This window comes from Pacificispira sp. HM-600 (genome assembly GCF_977993705.1).
Genome location: NZ_OZ388079.1, coordinates 2649728 through 2667467, shown reverse-complemented (window position 1 = coordinate 2667467; position 17740 = coordinate 2649728). Strand labels below are relative to the sequence as shown.

Annotated in this window: 23 protein-coding genes; 11 read left to right on the top strand and 12 right to left on the bottom strand. The window is 66.6% G+C overall.

Features of this window, described 5'->3' with window-relative positions; translation table 11 throughout:
- Positions 1 to 42: 42 nt before the first annotated feature.
- Complete coding sequence (locus ACXZ1E_RS12810) at positions 43 to 666, bottom strand: TetR/AcrR family transcriptional regulator (protein ID WP_458040859.1); 624 nt, start codon at positions 664 to 666, stop codon at positions 43 to 45.
- A 56-nt stretch (positions 667 to 722) separates the two neighbouring features.
- Here ACXZ1E_RS12810 and ACXZ1E_RS12805 point away from each other — a divergent pair, with 56 nt between their 5' ends.
- Positions 723 to 1664, top strand: a complete 942-nt coding sequence (locus ACXZ1E_RS12805; protein WP_458040858.1) for an SDR family NAD(P)-dependent oxidoreductase — start codon at positions 723 to 725, stop codon at positions 1662 to 1664.
- Between the two features lie 20 nt (positions 1665 to 1684).
- On the opposite strand, the gene ACXZ1E_RS12800 is transcribed toward ACXZ1E_RS12805, so the two are convergent.
- Positions 1685 to 2275 carry a TetR/AcrR family transcriptional regulator gene (locus tag ACXZ1E_RS12800; protein ID WP_458040857.1) on the bottom strand — a complete coding sequence of 197 codons (591 nt, stop codon included), beginning with the start codon at positions 2273 to 2275 and terminating at the stop codon, positions 1685 to 1687.
- A gap of 153 nt (positions 2276 to 2428) precedes the next feature.
- On the opposite strand from ACXZ1E_RS12800, the gene ACXZ1E_RS12795 reads away from it, so the two are divergent.
- The gene (locus tag ACXZ1E_RS12795; RefSeq protein ID WP_458040856.1) at positions 2429 to 2854 is read left to right on the top strand and encodes an SRPBCC family protein; all 426 of its coding nucleotides are present in this window, start codon (positions 2429 to 2431) and stop codon (positions 2852 to 2854) included.
- A gap of 15 nt (positions 2855 to 2869) precedes the next feature.
- Here ACXZ1E_RS12795 and ACXZ1E_RS12790 read toward each other — a convergent pair whose 3' ends face one another.
- From ACXZ1E_RS12790 to ACXZ1E_RS12775, 4 genes are all read right to left on the bottom strand, one after another.
- Entirely contained in the window at positions 2870 to 3088 is a 219-nt protein-coding gene (locus ACXZ1E_RS12790) for a three-helix bundle dimerization domain-containing protein (protein ID WP_458040855.1), read from the bottom strand.
- 95 nt (positions 3089 to 3183) lie between these two features.
- Complete coding sequence (locus tag ACXZ1E_RS12785; protein WP_458040854.1) at positions 3184 to 3429, bottom strand: hypothetical protein; 246 nt, start codon at positions 3427 to 3429, stop codon at positions 3184 to 3186.
- A gap of 139 nt (positions 3430 to 3568) precedes the next feature.
- Positions 3569 to 4099: a hypothetical protein gene (locus tag ACXZ1E_RS12780; RefSeq protein ID WP_458040853.1), complete on the bottom strand. Its 531-nt coding sequence runs from the start codon at positions 4097 to 4099 to the stop codon at positions 3569 to 3571.
- A gap of 53 nt (positions 4100 to 4152) precedes the next feature.
- On the bottom strand, positions 4153 to 5079 hold the full coding sequence (locus ACXZ1E_RS12775; RefSeq protein ID WP_458040852.1) for an AraC family transcriptional regulator: 927 nt from the start codon (positions 5077 to 5079) through the stop codon (positions 4153 to 4155).
- A gap of 139 nt (positions 5080 to 5218) precedes the next feature.
- On the opposite strand from ACXZ1E_RS12775, the gene ACXZ1E_RS12770 reads away from it, so the two are divergent.
- Complete coding sequence (locus ACXZ1E_RS12770; protein WP_458040851.1) at positions 5219 to 5956, top strand: SDR family oxidoreductase; 738 nt, start codon at positions 5219 to 5221, stop codon at positions 5954 to 5956.
- 158 nt (positions 5957 to 6114) lie between these two features.
- Here ACXZ1E_RS12770 and ACXZ1E_RS12765 read toward each other — a convergent pair whose 3' ends face one another.
- Together ACXZ1E_RS12765 and ACXZ1E_RS12760 are read right to left on the bottom strand one after the other, a co-directional pair.
- Positions 6115 to 6606 (bottom strand): DUF6326 family protein, encoded by a 492-nt coding sequence (locus ACXZ1E_RS12765; protein ID WP_458040850.1) that lies wholly within the window; start codon positions 6604 to 6606, stop codon positions 6115 to 6117.
- A gap of 40 nt (positions 6607 to 6646) precedes the next feature.
- On the bottom strand, positions 6647 to 7660 hold the full coding sequence (locus ACXZ1E_RS12760; RefSeq protein WP_458040849.1) for an NAD(P)-dependent alcohol dehydrogenase: 1014 nt from the start codon (positions 7658 to 7660) through the stop codon (positions 6647 to 6649).
- A gap of 131 nt (positions 7661 to 7791) precedes the next feature.
- Between ACXZ1E_RS12760 and ACXZ1E_RS12755 the strand changes: the two genes are divergently transcribed.
- The 4 genes from ACXZ1E_RS12755 to ACXZ1E_RS12740 all read left to right on the top strand — a co-directional run bounded on the left by ACXZ1E_RS12755 (position 7792) and on the right by ACXZ1E_RS12740 (position 11583).
- Positions 7792 to 8454: a DUF2306 domain-containing protein gene (locus tag ACXZ1E_RS12755; RefSeq protein ID WP_458040848.1), complete on the top strand. Its 663-nt coding sequence runs from the start codon at positions 7792 to 7794 to the stop codon at positions 8452 to 8454.
- Positions 8432 to 9595 (top strand): sensor histidine kinase, encoded by a 1164-nt coding sequence (locus tag ACXZ1E_RS12750; RefSeq protein WP_458040847.1) that lies wholly within the window; start codon positions 8432 to 8434, stop codon positions 9593 to 9595. Before ACXZ1E_RS12755 ends, ACXZ1E_RS12750 begins: the two co-directional genes overlap by 23 nt.
- Positions 9592 to 10245, top strand: a complete 654-nt coding sequence (locus ACXZ1E_RS12745) for a response regulator (protein WP_458040846.1) — start codon at positions 9592 to 9594, stop codon at positions 10243 to 10245. The genes ACXZ1E_RS12750 and ACXZ1E_RS12745 overlap by 4 nt, the downstream gene beginning before the upstream one ends.
- 87 nt (positions 10246 to 10332) lie before the next feature.
- Entirely contained in the window at positions 10333 to 11583 is a 1251-nt protein-coding gene (locus ACXZ1E_RS12740) for a serine hydrolase domain-containing protein (RefSeq protein WP_458040845.1), read from the top strand.
- A gap of 27 nt (positions 11584 to 11610) precedes the next feature.
- Here the strand turns inward: ACXZ1E_RS12740 and ACXZ1E_RS12735 are convergent, their stop codons facing one another.
- The 3 genes from ACXZ1E_RS12735 to ACXZ1E_RS12725 all read right to left on the bottom strand — a co-directional run bounded on the left by ACXZ1E_RS12735 (position 11611) and on the right by ACXZ1E_RS12725 (position 12967).
- Positions 11611 to 12003 carry an HNH endonuclease gene (locus ACXZ1E_RS12735; protein ID WP_458040844.1) on the bottom strand — a complete coding sequence of 131 codons (393 nt, stop codon included), beginning with the start codon at positions 12001 to 12003 and terminating at the stop codon, positions 11611 to 11613.
- A gap of 90 nt (positions 12004 to 12093) precedes the next feature.
- The gene (locus tag ACXZ1E_RS12730) at positions 12094 to 12360 is read right to left on the bottom strand and encodes a hypothetical protein (RefSeq protein WP_458040843.1); all 267 of its coding nucleotides are present in this window, start codon (positions 12358 to 12360) and stop codon (positions 12094 to 12096) included.
- A gap of 187 nt (positions 12361 to 12547) precedes the next feature.
- Positions 12548 to 12967: a hypothetical protein gene (locus tag ACXZ1E_RS12725; RefSeq protein ID WP_458040842.1), complete on the bottom strand. Its 420-nt coding sequence runs from the start codon at positions 12965 to 12967 to the stop codon at positions 12548 to 12550.
- Between the two features lie 458 nt (positions 12968 to 13425).
- Here ACXZ1E_RS12725 and ACXZ1E_RS12720 point away from each other — a divergent pair, with 458 nt between their 5' ends.
- Both ACXZ1E_RS12720 and ACXZ1E_RS12715 read left to right on the top strand, forming a co-directional pair.
- Positions 13426 to 14421 (top strand): hypothetical protein, encoded by a 996-nt coding sequence (locus ACXZ1E_RS12720; protein ID WP_458040841.1) that lies wholly within the window; start codon positions 13426 to 13428, stop codon positions 14419 to 14421.
- A gap of 121 nt (positions 14422 to 14542) precedes the next feature.
- The gene (locus ACXZ1E_RS12715; RefSeq protein ID WP_458040840.1) at positions 14543 to 14770 is read left to right on the top strand and encodes an RNA-binding S4 domain-containing protein; all 228 of its coding nucleotides are present in this window, start codon (positions 14543 to 14545) and stop codon (positions 14768 to 14770) included.
- Positions 14771 to 14783: 13 nt separating this feature from the next.
- Here the strand turns inward: ACXZ1E_RS12715 and ACXZ1E_RS12710 are convergent, their stop codons facing one another.
- Positions 14784 to 15440: a histidine phosphatase family protein gene (locus ACXZ1E_RS12710; protein ID WP_458040839.1), complete on the bottom strand. Its 657-nt coding sequence runs from the start codon at positions 15438 to 15440 to the stop codon at positions 14784 to 14786.
- 53 nt (positions 15441 to 15493) lie between these two features.
- On the opposite strand from ACXZ1E_RS12710, the gene ACXZ1E_RS12705 reads away from it, so the two are divergent.
- Together ACXZ1E_RS12705 and ACXZ1E_RS12700 are read left to right on the top strand one after the other, a co-directional pair.
- Positions 15494 to 16168 (top strand): TetR family transcriptional regulator, encoded by a 675-nt coding sequence (locus ACXZ1E_RS12705; RefSeq protein ID WP_458040838.1) that lies wholly within the window; start codon positions 15494 to 15496, stop codon positions 16166 to 16168.
- A 215-nt stretch (positions 16169 to 16383) separates the two neighbouring features.
- On the top strand, positions 16384 to 17670 hold the full coding sequence (locus tag ACXZ1E_RS12700) for a DUF222 domain-containing protein (RefSeq protein WP_458040837.1): 1287 nt from the start codon (positions 16384 to 16386) through the stop codon (positions 17668 to 17670).
- Positions 17671 to 17740 lie beyond the last annotated feature (70 nt).

Here is a 17740-nt window from a genome sequence, read left to right as displayed (position 1 = left end):
TCGTGCGAGTTCGGTCACAAAGGGCTATTGGCCGCGAGCGGGTCAGCTCTGTCGACGAGCGGCGGTCGTGGAGGCTCGGTCAAGGGGGTCGAGCGCCGAGTCGAGTGCGGCTTCCAGCGGCCATGCGGCGCGTAGCGGCTGGCTCATCACGAGGCCGCCCTGGATAGCAGCGAGAATGACGACGGCTATCCGGACGGGGTCTGCGGAAGGATCGACGTGGCCCGCCGCCTGCATTTTGGCAACGCCCGCGGCGAGCGCGTCTCGCCATCCGTCCATGCTGTCGGCAATGATCCGTTCCAGCAGCGGATCGCTCATCGCGGCCTGCGTCGCAAGTGAACCGATGGGGCAGGCCCAACGGCCAAGACCGAGGTAGTACTCGATGAGCGCCTCGCGCCATGCGGTCCACGACTCCCAGGTGCCGAGGTCGTGCAGATGGGGTTCCTGCGCGGCAAAGAGCTGCCCCGCTTCCCACGCGGCGACCTCGCGCACGAGTTCGGCCTTGCCCCCCGGAAAGTAGTGGAACAGCTGACTCTTGCTCGTGAGTGTCGCCACCCGAACGGTGTCGAGAGTCGTCCCGCCGATACCGGAGGCGAGGATCTGTTCGCCGGTGGCCTCGATGATGCGCTGACGGGTAGCCCGCCCGCGCTCGGTGATTTTCGTCTCCACGGTGTGACCCTATCCTCGTTGGACCGATCGGTCCAGTCACGTGATAGGAATGGACCATGAAGTCCAGTGAGCTTTTCTCTCGGGAGCCTTTCGGGGCCGAGTCCACCGCGATCGAGGTCGTCGAGGGCATCGATCTGCGAGGCCGCACCGCCCTGGTGACGGGAGCAACCTCCGGCATCGGCGTCGAGACAGCGCGTGCGCTGGCCGTCGCGGGGGCCACCGTGGTGCTTGCCGTGCGCGACGTCCAAGCGGGAAAACGGATTGCGTCCGAGATCGAACGCAGCACGGGCCCCGACACCGTGCGGGTCGCCGAGCTCGACCTCGCCGATCTGGCTTCCGTCCAACGCCTGGTCGATACGTGGGTCGGGCCACTGCACCTGCTCGTGGCCAATGCGGGAGTGATGAACACCCCCGAAATGCGAACGCGCGAGGGGCGCGAGATGCAGTTCGGGGTGAACCATATCGGTCACTTCGCCCTCACCACGGGGCTTCGATCAGCACTCGCGGATGCCGGGGGTGCTCGCGTGGTTGCGCTCTCCTCGAGCGGGCACGCCGCGAGTGGAATCCGCTTTGACGACGTCGACTTCCGTCGCGACCCGTACGACCCGGGTCTCGCCTACGGACAGTCGAAGACGGCCAACGTGCTCTTCGCGCTGGACGTCACGAGGCGCTGGACAGATGACGGCATCGCCGCGTCGGCGGTCATGCCCGGCGGTGTCTGGACGGGCCTGCAGCGGTGGTGGGATCCGGCGATTCTCGACGACATGAAGCGTCGGTATGTGACGGGGGTCAAGACCACCGAGCAGGGCGCCGCGACATCGGTGTACGTCGCCACTCGCGCCGATCTCGGCCCGGGCGCCCCCGCGTACTGGGAAGACTGCCACCCTGCCGAGGTGGTTTCGCGAATCACCGACGGGCTCCACGGGGTCGTGCCGCACGCGCTCGCTCCGGAGGCCGCAGAACGGCTCTGGGAGCTGACGCTCGAGATGCTCGACTGACAGAGTCTGCGTTGACGAGCTTAGGGAGCCGGATGAGCGGCGCCCGTGTCGCTCCAGTGCGAGAGGGCGACGATGAAACCGTTGATCAGGCGATCGAAGCTCCGGTCGACATCCGCGCTCCATCGAAAGGCGCCCGCGCTCTCGTACGACACGAAACCGTGAAGAGTAGAACGGAAGGCCCGGATCGCGTCGACAGCGTCATCGCCTTCGAGCCGGTAGGCGATGAGCGCGTCCGCGATGACCTGGATCGCCGACAGAGAGACGGCCTCGTCCTCCACATCTCCGGGCGCGGGCATGACGTTCGACGCCTCGTACCGCCCGGGGTGCTCGAGCGCCCACGCGCGGTACGCGTGCGACATCGTCGATATCGCGTCTGCCCCCGACCGCCCGACAGAAGCGCGAGCGAGGACTTCGCCGAGGTCCTTCTTCGCCTGCACCGCGATGTCTCGGTGCAGGCCCGCCATCGAGTCGATGTGGTTGTACAAAGACGGCTGGCGCACGCCGAGGCGCTGCGCCAACCCAGCGAGGGTCAGCTTGCCGAGACCGAGCTCGTCGGCCATCACTGCCGCTTCTTCGGCGACACGGTCGCGATTGAGTCCTGCTCTGCGCATGATTGCCTCCCGGCATCGCTCGTCCGATCCTCACATCAGCCTGTCGGACCTGAATACTATTGTCAATAGTTCTAAGCTATTGACAATAGTTACAGGAGCAGGTCATAGTAGCCAGATCACCTACTCGCTTCCCGGATCGCTGGAGAGACAATCATGAGCATCACTTTCGCTACCACCATCGACATCGCCGCCACGCCCGAGCAGGTCTGGGATGTGCTGTCCGACTTCTCGACCTATGGGGAGTGGAGCAACTTCTCTCGAATCACCGGCGCGCCGAAGCTCGGCACGAAACTGAAGATGCGCATGCCCGGCTTCTGGTTCACGTCCAAGGTCACCGCCGCTACCCCCGCCCAGGAGCTGCAGTGGTCGGCGAAGCTCTTCACCGCCGGACTGTTTCTCGGCGAACACAACTTCACCCTGGTGCGCCAAACGGACGGCACAACGCACCTCAAGAACACCGAGACCTTCTCTGGCGCTCTCACCCGCCCCCTCGAGGGCACGTTCGCCAAGAACCGAAACGAGGGCGGCTACGCCGTCTTCAACCAGGCCCTGAAGCGCCGGGTCGAGGCGGCGGTCTGACTACTCTCGCGGGAGTTAGGCCGCGAGACCGACGGATGCCCTCAACCGGCGAAGCACATTGCGCTCCACGAGCACGGGCACATAGTCGCGCAAGCGGACACCGTCGAACGACTCCAACTCTTCGGCGATGAGAGCCAGGATGTCGTTCTCCGCCGCGTCCGGAAAGCGCCGTTGAAGGCGCTCTGTCAGATAGACGAGCGCCTCGAACTCGGTGCCGGGGTTGGTGCAGCTCACCCCCTATTTTCTCCCAGAACGAGGGAAATGGATCGAAAACGAGTCATGTGGCGGTGGGCCTACCCCAGCGCACACGACGACGTCGGACGAGTGGGCTACCCTCGGCCGTCAAACCCTGCCGCGCGCAGCTCGGTGATGTACTCGCTGTCTGCTGGGTGCAGGTAGTACGCCTCGGATCGCTCACCAGCGTGACTCTCGATGCGCACGGGTGAACCTCCCGCTCCGACGACGGCGTCAAAAGCCTCCGTCGAGAGGGCGGACCCGGGATTGCCGAGAAGCCAGTCCTTGACGGACTTCTCGCAGCGTTCGAACCAGTGCGCGGAGTCGTTGTGCGTTGCCATGGGAGCATCATCCCCGCGGCAGGTTACCGAGCGGTGAAGTCCAACGACCGCGCCACGATCGACCGCCAATCTTTTCCGTGAGCTGCAGCCTCAACATCGCCGTCACGATGACTCGTGCCGTCCCCCACCATCCGCGCGCTTACTCGTCGTCGAAGCTCGCAAGCCAGGTTTTGCAGATGCCCGAGGTGCCCATGTTCGGACCGTGCGGCAGGTTGCCGCTGTCGAGAATCGCCGTCTCCCACCCCTCGAAGCCCGGGACCCCCGCGTTGATCGCACCGATGACGGTCGCAAATTTCGCGTCGGCGTTAGCAATGTCCCCGTTCGCGACGTCCGTCCAGGCGGACTCCAGAGTCGAGCATCCCCACCACCAGTAGGCGGCCGCGTCACCCGCCATGTCTGCTCGATTGCCCCGAGGGAGCGACTCGGGGAAGGAGTAATTGGCGGGGAAATCGTAGGGGAACGTTGCGACCGTTTCGGCATACAACGCCTCGCGATCGGCGAGAGCCGTCTCCCACGGCGCCGGAGTCGAGGAGTCCGAGGCTGCGGCGGCACCACTTTGTGTCGCCTCGGCGGTTGGTGGCGTCTCGACGGAGTCCGGCGACGCGGAGCAGCCGGTAAAGAGGAAAGCAGCCGATACGGCCATCGTGGCGCTGGCTGTACGAGAGTCCATGCCCGAACTTTACGGGCAGGCCCCGATCGACGTGCGATCGCCGCGAGCGTCGGTCAGAGACGCTCGGCTAGGCGCGTGCGGTAGGCAAGAGGCGACTCGCCGAGTTGTTTCTTGAAAGCGGAGCTGAAGGCGCTCTCGGATGAGTACCCGAGGGTGAACGCTAGCGCGCCGATCCGGGTCTCGCGTTTGCGGAGTTCGCGTTGGGCGAGCAGCATGCGCCAATTGATCAGGTAGGCCAGCGGTGGGGTGCCGGCTACGTCGCGAAAGCGTTTCGCAAAGGTGCTGCGAGACATCGACGACGCGCGGGCAAGGTCTTCCAAACTCCAACTCTGCGCGGGTTGCTCGTGGATCAGGGCCAGGGCGGGACGGAGTCGTTCGTCGGTGAGTACTTTCAGCCATCCGGCAGGCATGTCCGTGTCTTGGATGAATCCGCGGATGATGTCGAGAATGAGCAGCTGCCCGTATTGACGAATCGCGAAGTCCGCGCCGACGCGGTGGGCGACGATCTCGGTGAACAGACGCTGCACGTGTCCTCGAAGCTGCGGGGCGACGGCGCTGGATGCTCCGACGTGGGCCACGGGCGGAAGCGCTCGAAGGAGAACCTCTTTGCCGGTGGGGTTGAGATCGACTCGCCCGCCAATCAGGATGTCCACGTCCGCGGCATCGACATCGGAATCTGCGATCGCGGATCCTGCGGATGGCGGGTCTACCACCACGGGTTCGCCGGGCCCGTCTCCGCCCTCGAGGGTGAGCCACGATCGCCCGTTCAACACGGCGACGTCACCGGCAACGAGCTCGAAGTGCGTGCCGACGCCGTCGGTCGTCAGGGTGGCGCGGCCTCGGACGATGGCGATGAATTTGAGGTCGTCCTCAATGAAACTGTGCGTGCGCCATCGGCCGCGGATAGCGGAGCCGCCCGACACGACGCTGCGCACCTCGACGAGGTCGAGTACCTCGGAAAGCCGGTCTATCGCCACCATCTGGACTATAGAGCATAAAAAGCAGACGAAGCATTATTCCAGATACGATCAGCCGGTATCAGGCTGGGGTGGTGGTTCGGATCTCTCGTTCCACGCAAACGCCCGCCGCTCATCGTGTGCGGCATGAAAGGACACCCCCATGACTGACTCCATGATCGCTCTGGTCACCGGCGGCAACAAAAGCATCGGCCGCGAGATCGCCGCCCAGTTGGCGCAACTCGGCCACACCGTCATCATCGGCGCACGCAGTCTCGAGCGCGGAGAGGAGACCGCGGCCGAGCTCCGCGCAGCAGGTGGGAGAGTCACGGCCGTCACCCTCGACGTCACCGACACCGCCTCCGCAGGTACCGCCGCCGATAAAGTCGGGGCCGAATACGGGCGACTGGACGCACTGATCAACAACGCCGGCATCAGCCACCAACCGGGCGCCGACTTCGCCGGACAGATACCCCGCACGGCAGACATCGATCACATCCGCTACGTGTTCGACACGAACGTGTTCGGTGTGATCCGCGTCACCAGCGCCTTCCTGCCGCTGCTCCGAAAGTCGTCATCACCGCGCATCGTCAACGTCTCGAGCAGCGCCGGATCTCTCGCCGCCATCTCCGACTTCGGCAACACCGACCCGATCGCCCTCGGCTATGTACCATCCAAGACCGCGCTGACCGCGGTGACGATGATGTACGCCCGCGACCTCGAATCCGAGAACATCCTCGTCAACGCCGTATGCCCCGGCTTCGTCGCCACCGACCTCAACGGTCACCGCGGTCTTCTCACCCCTGTAGAAGGCGCGCGCTCGGCCGTGACCATGTCGACGATCCCCGCCGACGGACCGACCGGCACGTTCACGGACATCAACGGCCCCGTCGCCTGGTAGTACCATCTCTCGGCGGTGTCGGCCCGTCGCACCCTCGCCGTGCCCTGTGGCAGAATTCTCTATCCTCTGGCCCTGCGACGTCCGTCAACGTCAGTATCCGCGCGAGTAGCAGGAGACCGGGCCAGGAGAGACCGTTCATGGCACTCCCGACTCCAGATTCACACGCGCTGCGGAGCGGGATCGCCATCCGAGCTGGTGGCCAGGCGCGCGGGGTGTGTGGCGCGGGGCCACATCCAGGCAGAGCGGAGAATGAAGGCCAGAAGCAATACCTCAATCCCGATGGCGATGGCGTAAAAGGCGGCCCAGTCCCAGGTTTCCCCCACGGCGTTGAAGGCCGAATAAGGGATGAGGAGCGCCGTCACGACGAGGTTCGTGGCGCGATTCACCCGCGCTGGCAGCGTCATCGAGAGCACCACCATCAGCGCAGGGATCGACACCGACACGAGGAACACCGTCAACAATCCCGGGCTGATGTCGAACTCGAAAACAACGCCATTCAGGATGTCATCGACGACGCCGGGTTTGTAGAAGCCCAGCACATCGACGTAGACGTAGAGGAACATGAAGGTCGTCCACGCGGCGGCGATCTTCGCCTGCACGGGGATCGGTGGGTTCTCGAGCAGTCTCGGGGTGTTCGTGCGGTTGGTCATCGGTTCTTCTTTCGCTTCGTGCGGGCGGGGGGATGGGTCTTCAGGGAGCGGTGACTCGCAGCACGACGTTGCCGCGCTTGCGGCCGGTGTCGACGTAGCGGTGCGCCTCGACGATGTCGGCGAGGTCGTAGGTGCGGTCGATCACGGGCCGGTAGTGACCGGATTCGGCGAGGCGGACGAGGCGGGCGACATCTTCGGCACCGATCGTGTCGACATCCGATGTAACGAGCTTTCCCGTCCTCCGGCTCTGCCCGCGGCTGCGCAGCATCTGTCTCAGATCGGCGATGACGAGCAGAAGTGCCCCGCCGGGAGTGAGGGATGCCTCGACCCGATCGAATTCGGCATTGCCCACGCAGTCGACGATCACGTCGTACCGGGCGCCGTTCGCGGCGAAATCCTGTCGCGTGTAGTCGATGACGTGGTCGGCGCCGAGCGCCGTCACGAGCTCAGTGTTCTTGCCGCTCGTCACGGCGGTCACGTGGGTGCCGAGGTGCTTCGCGAGTTGGATGGCCGCGGTGCCGACGGCTCCGGAGGCACCGTTGACGAGCACGGTCGTTCCCGGGCGGATCGACACCTTCGACAGGAAGCCCAGGGCCGTCGTGCCACCGAACACAAGGGTGACGGCCTCTTCGAAGGTCAGGTTCTCGGGAGCCCGGGCGATCGCACCATCCGCGGGCACGCACACGTACTCGGCGTGGCCGCCGAATCCGCTGCCCATCATCGCGATCACCCGGTCGCCGGGCACAAAGCGAGTCACACCGGGGCCGACGGCCTCGATGACGCCCGCGGCATCCATTCCCAGCACGGGCCGCCTGGGGCGCAAGAATCCGATGCTCAGCGCCGCGAGCATTCCGAGGCCCGCGGGGATGTCTCGGGCCCGAGTCCGGTGATCGGCGATGCTCACTGTGCTCGCGTGCACTCGGATGAGCACTTCGCCGGGCTTCGGCGACGGGATGGGGAGCTGCTCGATCCGCACAACCTCGGGTGCGCCGAAGTGCCGATACACGGCCGCCGTCATGCTGGTCCTAACAGTCGCGCTGGTCTTCGTTGTCATGACTCGATGCTCGCCGCCGCGTCCGCCGTCGGCATCGGGCAAATGGCCGAAACCGTCTCGGCCGAAAGTACGGTCCTGCGCTCGTGCTGCGTACCGATGTGCACCGCGCCTGATCAAACGAGCATCGATGCATGACTTCGACGCGTACTCCGCCAGCGACGCCCGCCCGCACCCGTGGCGCACAGCGTCCCCGCACTGGCTGGCTCGCCATCACGGGGTTCTTACTTCTCAGCGCACTCCCCGTGCTGGGAGGCGCTCTCAGCCTGGGCGAGCTGACCGCAGGAAAAGCGTCGACCGCTCCCCTGATCCCGCTGATAGGCCACGTCGTGGCGATGAGCGTGTTCTGCCTGGTGGGTGCGTTTCAGTTCTCGCCGGCGTTGCGGATACGGCGCACCTGGCATCGCACGGCCGGGCGCGTACTCATCCCCGCCGGCTTCATCGGGGCCCTCTCCAGCCTCTGGTTGGCGGTCTTCTTCGGCGGCCCGGCGGACGAGTTCGCCCTGGCGATGGTCCGTGTCATCTTTGCGATCGCGATGACGGGCTTCCTCGTGATGGGGGTGATCGCGATCCGCCGCCGCGCCTTCGTCTCGCATGGCGCGTGGCTGACGCGCGCTTACGCGATCGCCGTCTCGGGTGGAACGCAAGCGCTCGTCTTCGCACTCTGGACGCTCACCGTCGGCGAAGTCGATACCTTTGGTGAAACCGTGCTGGTTGCCGCGGCGTTCGTGATCAACAGCGTTGCGGCCGAGCTGATCATCGTGAGGCGGGCCCATGCACTCCGCGCGCGCCAATGAGGTGGTGACCGGGCTCATCCGCTCGGTGTGGAATGCGCCGGCGGCCATGCCCGCACCACCGCGCCGCGTGTGGCGCGACGGGGTCTTGCTCGGCGTCGTCGTGGCGCTCGCCGCCGTCGAGGGAGTCGTCAGGACCGACCTCACCCATCCCGTCCTGTCGGTGCTGGGTGTGATCGCGATCGCCCCGACAGTGCTGTGGCGACGCCAGCGACCCCTGCTCATGCTCGTGATCGCCGTCGTGGTGTCGACGCCACTGCAGCTCGTCGAGCCCGATTCGGTGCCCTACACGGCCGTCTTCGTCGTGGTCGTCATCTACGCCCTCTTCCGCTGGGGTCCCGGCCGTGACCTCGTGTTCGGCTCGGGGATACTCCTCGGTAGCCTCGCGCTCGCGTTTGTTCGCGACGGCAGGTTCGACGACCTGATCGGTGGCTTCGCTCTGCTGCTCTCGGTCGCGGTGCTCGGCGCGGTGTTCCGCACGCGCGCGGGGTCCCGCCAGCGCGACCTCGACCGCATCCGGATGCTCGAGCGCGAACACCTGGCGCGTGACCTGCACGACACGGTCGCCCACCACGTCTCAGCGATCGCGATTCGCGCGCAGGCGGGCGTTGCGATGGCGGCGCACGACCCGGATGCCGCGACCGACGCCCTCGGAGTGATCGAGGCCGAGGCTGCCACCACGCTGAGCGAGCTGCGGTCGATGGTGCGCGTGCTGCGCCAGCACGAGTCCGCCGACCTGGCGCCCAGCCCGGGGCTGACTGACATCCACCAGCTCGCCGGAAAGCGGCCGGGTGGCGCGGCGGTCACGGTGCGGGTCGACGGTGACAGTGACAGTGACGGTGACCGCATCCCGCCGCCCGTCGCCGCGGCCGTCTTCCGCCTCGCCCAGGAGTCGGTGACCAATGCCCTGCGCCACGCGCGGCAGGTCACGCGCATCGACGTCGTCGTGAGCGTGGATGACGGCGGAGTGCGTGTGAACGTGACCAACGACGGCGATGCCGCGGTCTCCCCGGTTCCCGGCTTCGGCATCATCGGCATGATGGAACGTGCGGCTCTGTTCGGCGGTGCGTGTCAGGCCGGGCCGGCGCCAGGCGGCGGATGGGCGGTCACCGCCGTGCTGCCTCGTGTTGGATGGGCACCGTGACAATTCGCGTGCTCGTCGCCGACGACCAGGAACTCGTGCGCACCGGGCTCAGCATGATCCTCTCCGCGCAGCCCGACATCGAGGTCGTCGGGCAGGCCCACGACGGCACCGAGGCGGTCGCCCTCGCGCACAGCCTTCGACCGGATGTCTGCCTCTTCGACATCCGGATGCCTGGCCTCGACGGCATCGAGGCGACCCGAGCGATCGCCGGCCCGGGAACCGAGCATCCGATCGCGGTCGTCATCATCACGACGTTCGACCTCGACGAGTATGTGTTCGCGGCGCTGCGGGCGGGAGCGAAAGGCTTTCTCCTCAAGGACGCTGGCTCGGAGATGCTCGCCCAGGCGATTCGTGCCGCCGCCAGCGGCGATGCCCTGATCGCGCCGAATGTCACCGTGCGTCTGCTCGAAGCGTTCGCGGGGGCAGAGCCTGCGGCATCCTTGCCGCAGCCGATCGAGCCGCTCACCGAGCGCGAAGAGCAGGTTCTCGCCAAGGTCGCGAGTGGCTTGAGTAACAGTGAGATCGCGGCCGAGCTGTACATCACGCTGAGCACGGTCAAGACTCACGTCGCGAGTCTGATGACCAAGCTCGGCGCCCGCAATCGCGTGGAGATCGCGATTTGGGCGCACGAGACGCGGCGTAAGCGGTAGCTGTTGATCCCGATGGCCCGGGACGCCCGGACATCGCGCGCCCTCGTCGTCAACAGCGCCGTCGCCGTGACCTGATACCGTCGGCGGATGTGGCGAGCGCGGATGTTGTCCACCGTCGGTGTGCTGGTCACAACCATCCTGGCGCTGTCTGCATGCACCTTCGGGCCGCCCACAGACGACACATCCACGTCGCCCTCAACATCGAGCAACGCCCCGGGCACCGATGCGGTGGCCGACGAGATCCGCGACACGATCACCGAGCGGATGGATGACTGGGGCCTTCGCGCGGTGATCGTGCAGGCCACCCGCGACGGGCAACCGATCATCTCGGAAGCCTTCGGGGAGTCGATGACCGGGGTGCCCGCCACCACCGACATGCACTTCCGCAACGGAGCGGTCGCCATCTCGTATGTGGCGACCGCGCTCCTGCTTCTCGTGGAAGAGGGGACGGTCACGCTCGACGACACACTGTCGGAATGGCTGCCCGACGTGCCGAACGCCGATCGGGTCACGCTGGGGCAACTCGCACAGATGACCTCGGGCTACGCCGACTACCTCTGGGATGCCGAGCTGATTGCGCAGCTGGAGGCGAACCCATTTCGCCAGTGGACGCCGGAAGAACTCGCCGCGTACGGAACCTCGAGGCCTCTGCTCTACGAGCCGGGCACGAACTGGAATTACTCCCACACCAACTACGTGCTGCTGGGCCTGGCGCTCGAGAGGATCACCGGGCAGCCCATGGAGCAGCTGCTGGAGGACCGCGTGCTCGATCCGCTCGGACTCGACAACACCGCAGACCCGGGCACGGCCGAGATTCCCGGCCCCGCGCTGCACGCCTTCACTGCGGAACGCCGCGCCTACCTGGGTGTGCCCGCCGGCACGGGCTTCCTCGAAGACTCGACTTTCTGGAACCCGTCGTGGACCATCACGCGCGGCGCCGTCCAGTACACCGACATCGACGACCTCATCCGCACCGCGCAGGGCATCGGCACCGGAGAGCTGCTCTCCCCCGAGATGCACGAGCGGCAACTGAATCTCGATACCCGGGACATCGCGACCGCGGTCGACGGATGCCCGGCGTGCTTCCCGCACTCCGAGATCTACACCTACGGAATCGGCGTCGTGATGATGGGCGACTGGATTCTGCAGAACCCGATGTTCAGCGGCACGGCGGCCGTCGAGGCGTACCTGCCAGAGGAAGACGTTGCCCTCGCGGTCGTCGTCACGTTCGACGAGAGCGCCTTTGACGAGACCGGCGACTACACCAACCGCGCCACCGACCTGTTCCGGGAGCTGGCGGGCGTCGTATCCCCCGGTTCGGCCCCGCCGACGCGGTAGCGCCTGGCCATCGCGGGCGCGAACCGGTCAGCCGGCGCTACCGACGTCGTCGGACGGCCGGAGAGCCCGCAGAACCTCCGCGTGGCGAAGCAGAAACGTGCGCTCGTCGAGCTTCTTGCGCCGCAGCCATCCGGTCACTTCGTCGTTGCTCTTGCTCGCGTTGCACGACGCGCAGGCAGGCACCACGTTCTCGAGCGTGTAGCGGCCGCCGCGAGAGATGGGCATGATGCAGTCGCGCTGCAGCGCCGGACCCTCTGCCCGGCAATAGGCACAGCCACCCCAGGCGTCGAGCAGATCGGACCACTCTTCGGCGGTCAGGTCGTTGTCTGCGCGGGCGACTCGCCGTTGCCGCCGCTTCGCGTATCGAGCGCGCATGGCAGCGGATGGCTGGGCGGTTGAGAAATTGCGGCGGCGGCGCACCCTCACACGCTAGTTCCGTGAAGGACGAGCGCGGCGGAGCGAAAAGCGCGCGTCGAGGGCCGGTCTCCGAAAGGGCTCCCAACATCGCATCTACTTCTGAGGTTCGCCATCGCTTTCGACCTGCTCATCGAGATACGTCGCCGCGAGCAGTGCCGCTGCGCTCGCGGGATCGAGCGCGAGGATAGTCGCGTCGTCAACACCACGCTCTCGAAGCGCCTGGCGCAGGAAGAGGGGGATTGCCTTCGTGACGTCGGGCGAATCCGGCTTTCCTCGATCAGGGACCACGCCTCTGTTCACGCATGCCCAGAACGCCTCCGCCGTCACCTCGAGCTGGTTCTTGAGGATGTGCGACCACATGCTCGCTGCATAGTCAGTCTTGTCGATGGGCCGGGAGATGCGCGTCCGCAGAATTCGCCCGTCCCAGAGGTCGAGCTCATACGTCCTGTGGTGCGTGACAGGTCTCCCGGTAGCGCCACGGACCAACGTCCACTTTTCGTTCTCGCAGAACTGGTCGTGGGCCTCGCGCGTGGCGGGCGGATGCTTCTCACTCACCGCCGTGCGTAAACCATTCCGCCAATTCGTCGTCCGTAGACAACTTGATCAGCTGGACAAGCGCCCAGTGCTGCGAATGGTTCGGCGCATGCTGCAACCGATCTTCCCAATCCTCCGCGTACTCACGCAAAGTAAGCGCAAGATCGGCAAGCGCACCATCGACATCCGCTCCCTCGGAGACAAACGGTCGCCCCTCCATGAGCGCGACAACACGATCATCATCCGCCAGCAACCGCACACGGGGCGCAACGGTGCTGAAGAAGTGCTCACGAAGGCGGTTCGCTGGCACGACCGCAGAAACCTGCTCGTCGCGACGCACAGTGACAGTGATGCCGCGGGCGTTCGAGTCGAGAACGTCCTTGAGGTGAATCCGAGCTTGGGTAAACGTGGGGTAGTCGACGGCGATCGACATGGCATTTCCTTTCAGCGATGTACACCAGGTACATCGCGTACATACTACTCCCGCAACGTCGACACTCGCTCGCTTGCTCGCTCGCTTAGACGGGCTCGGTGGTGCGAATCAATCCGCAGCTCATGCACGACCACGCGACGAGAAATCGTTCATCATCGAGAATCTCGAACGTGAGCGGGTCGCCACAGGTGGGGCAGGCCCGCGGGTCCGCAGTCCGCGCCATCATGCCGTCAGCCTACGGACACGGCGACGCCGATCGTCATCGTCCGCCGCGGACAGCTCCTGACGGCTGCTGCGCGGGCCTCAGAGACCTGTTGTGAAGCGTGATCAACACGGTGCCTAGTGTAAAAGCCGCTTGAGCCGCGGCGACCCCATCGTTATGGGCTTGTTGCGCGCCGCTCCTCCCGCTCATCTAGCGTCGAAACCGGAGGTGAGTGATGCGACGCAGGGCGACAATCGTGGCGCTCACGCTCGTCGTGGCACTGACCGGGTGCGGCGTCATTCCCGGCGTCGGCCCCGATCCGCGGGTCAACGCGGTTCCGGTGGACGCCGTCACGTGCCCCGAAACCTACGACGACGGATACGCCGAAGCAGGGCTCGTCCCGCCCGATTTCGCGGCGGTCGCGATCCTGCGATGCGACCCCTACGCGTCGTGGCAGGATGCCGACGGCACCTGGTCGGGAGCAGTCCTCGAACGCCTCGAGGGCGACCTCGACCCCGTTCTGGCCGCACTCGCCACACCCAGCGACTCGCTATCGATCGGTGCCTGCACCACCGTCGGATACATCCTGCCGGAGCTGTGGGTCGAGAACGAAGACGGTCTTGTCGTGCGCGTCGCGTTGCCCTCGACCGGATGCGGCGCGCCCAAGTCCGTCGGCCTCAACAGCGCTCTCGACACCCTGACCGTTGTCGAGACAACGACCGCGAGCGCGTCGCTGATGGAATCGGCGGCGGCGACCGCGGCGGGCTGCGCGAGCCAGGCGGGACTGCTGATTCTCCAGGGAGTCGACGGTGATGAGGACCTCTCGAGTGACGAGCACTCGCCTCGCGCCGACGCGAGCGAACACGGCGGCAGCGTGGCGCTCATTCCCGATGAAATGCCCGGATGGCCCGACCCCGCAGCCATCACTGGTGCCCGGGTGTGCACATACGCCGCAGCCCCTGCACGCGAAAACTCACCCACGGTCGTGGGCCCCGACAGCGTTTTCGTCGGCGCGAGGGAGCTGAACGCCACCGACGCGCGGGCGATCGTCGCCGCGGCTCGACGCGCCCCCGCCGCGGCACCGTGTGCCGACAGCGCTCAACAGCTGGTCGTCGTACACCCCGACGTGGTTGGCCCTGATGCGGCACCATTCACCGTGGAGCTCGATGGGTGTCAGCGCCTGGTGGATCCGGCTTTCCGAGCCCGCGTCGCGCCGGCAGAAGTCCTCGCTGCCCTTGTGCCGATGCAGTGATCAGCTGCCCCGACGAACCTCGACCATCCGCTTCCTCGTGACCGCGGCGATCCGCTCGCAAGGCGCGACCTCCGCCCCGCCGTCTGGCGATCTTCTCCCCTCCGTCGGCTAGCCTTCCGGCATGACGAATTCAGCTCCGGTCGACGACATCTCGATCGGTGGCGACATGATCCGCCTCGGTCCATTCCTGAAGTTCGCAGGAATGCTCGACTCGGGCGGACTCGTGAAAGAGGCGATCATCGACGGCTACGTGGCCGTGAACGGTGAGGTCGAGCGCCGCCGCGGACGGCAGCTGCAGATCGGCGACGTCGTCGAGTTCGCCGGGAGCAGAGTCCGCGTTTGCCCGTGATGCGCAGGCGGCGTCAGGACTCCGACGGCACCATCGGCAGCGCGAGTCCGTAGTTCCACGACAGGATGGCGGGCTGCTCGCGGTAGTAGCTCAACACCGAAACCGACCCGGCATCCAGGGTGATCTGGGCGCCGAAACGGGGCGCCATCCGCAGATACACCGCCGTCAAGATGCGCAGGAAATGCCCGTGCGCCACGAGGGCGACATCCCCCTCGACCATCGCCGGCAGCACCCGCGTGAGCACCCGCGACGCGCGCCCCGCGACCTCTTCGACCGTCTCACCGGGGGTCTTGCCGCGGATCACACCGTGCGTGAAAGCGCTCCAGTCGTACCCGAGTTCGGCACGGATGTCTCGGGTCGTTCGCCCCTCGAACCCGCCGTAGTCCCACTCGACCAGGAGGGGGTCGACGTCGGCCTCAAGGCCCGCGAGCTCCGCCGTGCGCCGCGCACGCTCGAGCGGCGAGGTCAGGATCAGCGAGAAGTTGTAGTCCGAAACGAGCTCACCCGCACCGCGAGCGAGATCTTCGCCATGTGCGGTGAGCGGTATGTCGGTCAGACCCGTATGCCTGCCGAGCTTCGACCATTCCGTCTCGCCGTGGCGAAGAAGAACGAGCTTGCCCGTGGGGTTGTCGGGCGCGGGGCGATCGGGCAGCGGATCGTTGATGGGCACACCGCAACCCTAGAGCCCCGGACGATCCGAGACGCGCCGACCCAGCACATCGGATGTCTCGTGACCGACCACCCGGAAAGGGCGAACTGACCCGGCAGCGCATCCGCGGGGCGGCGCTCCGGTCGTTTCGTGACAACGGCTACGACGCGACGACGATCAGGAAGATCGCGGACGAGCTCGGCATGTCGGTGGGAGCCACGAATTACCACTTCCCGTCGAAGAACCACCACATTCAGGAGCTCTATCTCGACGTGCAGGAGGCGCACCGCGCGGCGGCCGAGCCGCTTCTTGCAGACGAAGGTCGCCTAATCGAGCGCCTCCGGATCGTATTCTCGACCGGCCTCGACCAGCTCACGCCGTATCACGCGCACGCGGGCGAGTTCCTGTCGGCCGCCGTCTCGCCGCGCTCGCCGATCAACCCGCTGTCGACGGAGTCGGCCGAGGCTTTTGCGATCGTGGAGGAGCTTTTCGCGGAGGCCGTAGGCGGTGCCGCGATTACCGGCCTGCCCGATGACATCCGCTCGCTGCTCCCTCGTGCGCTCGTGCTCGCACACCTGCTGCTCGCGCTGTACTGGGTCTACGACACGTCCGAGGGCCAGCGTCGCACCCGGAGACTTCTCGATCGGGCTCTGAAGCTCTTCGCACGGCTTGTGCCCCTGACCCGACTCCCCGTTCTGCGCGGGGCGGTACGAGATGCGCTCGCCCTCGTCACCGAGGTGCGCGCGTGAGCGCACAGCGGCCCGACCCGGCGTCAGGTCGGGCGCCGGTCATCCGATTCGATAGAGAACCGGCCTGCGGGCCCGTCTGCTGCATCCCGCGGTCCACGGCCGCGATCTCGAGGCGTCGCGAGATGTGAGAACTCTCATCTCTCCGGTGTGATTTCGGCGTGATTTGGGGGCTTTTCGGGGTTCGGATGTCGGTGGTTGTCCGTAGAGTTTCGAACATGCATTCGAGCTGTGATGACGTCGAAACGACAGGCGTGGACGTGATCGCGCGCGAGCTCGCCGGGGAGGGCATCGAAGCCCGGCGCGCGATGGCGCGTACGGAAGCCGCGCTCGCGCGAGTGTTCGCGAAAGCCGCGCACGTCGGTGCGCGCCGGGTCGCGGAACTGGCGTCCCCCTCGTCGCGCGAAGCCGAGCTGCCGTTCCGTGCCTTGGCGGCAGAACTCGGCGCCGCAATGAACATGTCAGACCGAACCGTGCAACGCCGCATGAACGACGCCGCCGTATTGGAAGAGTCGTTCCCCGCCACGTTCGCGGCGTGGGACGAGGGGCGCGTCAGTGGCGGACATGTCGCGGTGATCATGGAACACGGACTCCCGCTCACCGGCCCGGACGCACGCGCCCTGTTCGAACGTGAAGCGCTGGTGCGGGCCGAGGGGACCACGCCCGGGAGGCTCGGGGCATCGCTCGCGCGTCTGGCCGAGTCGCTGCAGCCGCGCCCGCTCGCGGAGCGTCACAAGCAGGCACGAGCGTCGCGGGGTGCGTGCGTGCGGGACATCGGCGACGGGATGGCCGAGTTCATCTCTACCCAGCCCGCAGTGCTCGCGCATGCGATGCACGACCGGATCACGCAGCAGGCTCAGGCGTTGAAGAAAGCCGACCCGACCGACACGCGAACGTTGGATCAGATTCGTGCTGACCTCGTCGCCGACATGGTGCTCACCACGACGCCCACCGTCGAAACCGGCGCCGGGATGTCGGACGGGTTCGGTGGTCTCGGGACGATTCGCGGGATTGTGAACGTCACCGTCCCCGCGCTCGCACTCGCGGGGGTGACCGACGAGCCCGCCGAGCTGGTGGGCCGATGCCCGATCGACCCGGCTACGGCCCGCCAGCTCGCAGGGCACGCGGCCGGGTGGGATCGGGTCCTGGCTGACCCGATCACGGGATGTGTTCTCGCGGTCGACCGATACACCCCGTCCGCCGACATGAAACGGTTCCTCCGGGCTCGGGATCAACACTGCCGATTCCCCGGATGCCGACAACCCGCCCACCGGTGCGACCGGGACCACACCCTCGACTACGCCCTCGGCGGCGAAACCAGCGTCTGCAACCTGGCGTGCTTGTGCAAACGACACCACACGTTGAAGGGCGAAACGGCGTGGACCGTCCGACAACTCGGCGGCGGAGTCCTCGAATGGACCTCACCCGGCGGCCACGTCTACATCGACAAACCCCCGCCCGCGCTGGTCATCTTCACGCCCTCCTCAGACCCACCGCCGTTCTGAGACACGCGTCCGCCGCGCCCGCTGCCCCCCCCCCCCCGGTCACCGAGCTTGTCGAAGTGACCCGCAGCGC

Coding starts and splice junctions, on each gene's coding strand:
- ACXZ1E_RS12765 (WP_458040850.1), bottom strand. CDS start 6,606: ATGACCAACCGCACGAACACCCCGAGACTGCTCGAGAACCCACCGATC.
- ACXZ1E_RS12725 (WP_458040842.1), bottom strand. CDS start 12,967: ATGTCGATCGCCGTCGACTACCCCACGTTTACCCAAGCTCGGATTCAC.
- ACXZ1E_RS12770 (WP_458040851.1), top strand. CDS start 5,219: ATGACTGACTCCATGATCGCTCTGGTCACCGGCGGCAACAAAAGCATC.
- ACXZ1E_RS12750 (WP_458040847.1), top strand. CDS start 8,432: ATGCACTCCGCGCGCGCCAATGAGGTGGTGACCGGGCTCATCCGCTCG.
- ACXZ1E_RS12775 (WP_458040852.1), bottom strand. CDS start 5,079: ATGGTGGCGATAGACCGGCTTTCCGAGGTACTCGACCTCGTCGAGGTG.
- ACXZ1E_RS12760 (WP_458040849.1), bottom strand. CDS start 7,660: ATGACAACGAAGACCAGCGCGACTGTTAGGACCAGCATGACGGCGGCC.
- ACXZ1E_RS12705 (WP_458040838.1), top strand. CDS start 15,494: ATGTCTCGTGACCGACCACCCGGAAAGGGCGAACTGACCCGGCAGCGC.
- ACXZ1E_RS12730 (WP_458040843.1), bottom strand. CDS start 12,360: ATGTGGTCGCACATCCTCAAGAACCAGCTCGAGGTGACGGCGGAGGCG.
- ACXZ1E_RS12800 (WP_458040857.1), bottom strand. CDS start 2,275: ATGCGCAGAGCAGGACTCAATCGCGACCGTGTCGCCGAAGAAGCGGCA.
- ACXZ1E_RS12715 (WP_458040840.1), top strand. CDS start 14,543: ATGACGAATTCAGCTCCGGTCGACGACATCTCGATCGGTGGCGACATG.
- ACXZ1E_RS12795 (WP_458040856.1), top strand. CDS start 2,429: ATGAGCATCACTTTCGCTACCACCATCGACATCGCCGCCACGCCCGAG.
- ACXZ1E_RS12805 (WP_458040858.1), top strand. CDS start 723: ATGAAGTCCAGTGAGCTTTTCTCTCGGGAGCCTTTCGGGGCCGAGTCC.
- ACXZ1E_RS12755 (WP_458040848.1), top strand. CDS start 7,792: ATGACTTCGACGCGTACTCCGCCAGCGACGCCCGCCCGCACCCGTGGC.
- ACXZ1E_RS12700 (WP_458040837.1), top strand. CDS start 16,384: ATGCATTCGAGCTGTGATGACGTCGAAACGACAGGCGTGGACGTGATC.
- ACXZ1E_RS12785 (WP_458040854.1), bottom strand. CDS start 3,429: ATGGCAACGCACAACGACTCCGCGCACTGGTTCGAACGCTGCGAGAAG.
- ACXZ1E_RS12780 (WP_458040853.1), bottom strand. CDS start 4,099: ATGGACTCTCGTACAGCCAGCGCCACGATGGCCGTATCGGCTGCTTTC.
- ACXZ1E_RS12740 (WP_458040845.1), top strand. CDS start 10,333: ATGTGGCGAGCGCGGATGTTGTCCACCGTCGGTGTGCTGGTCACAACC.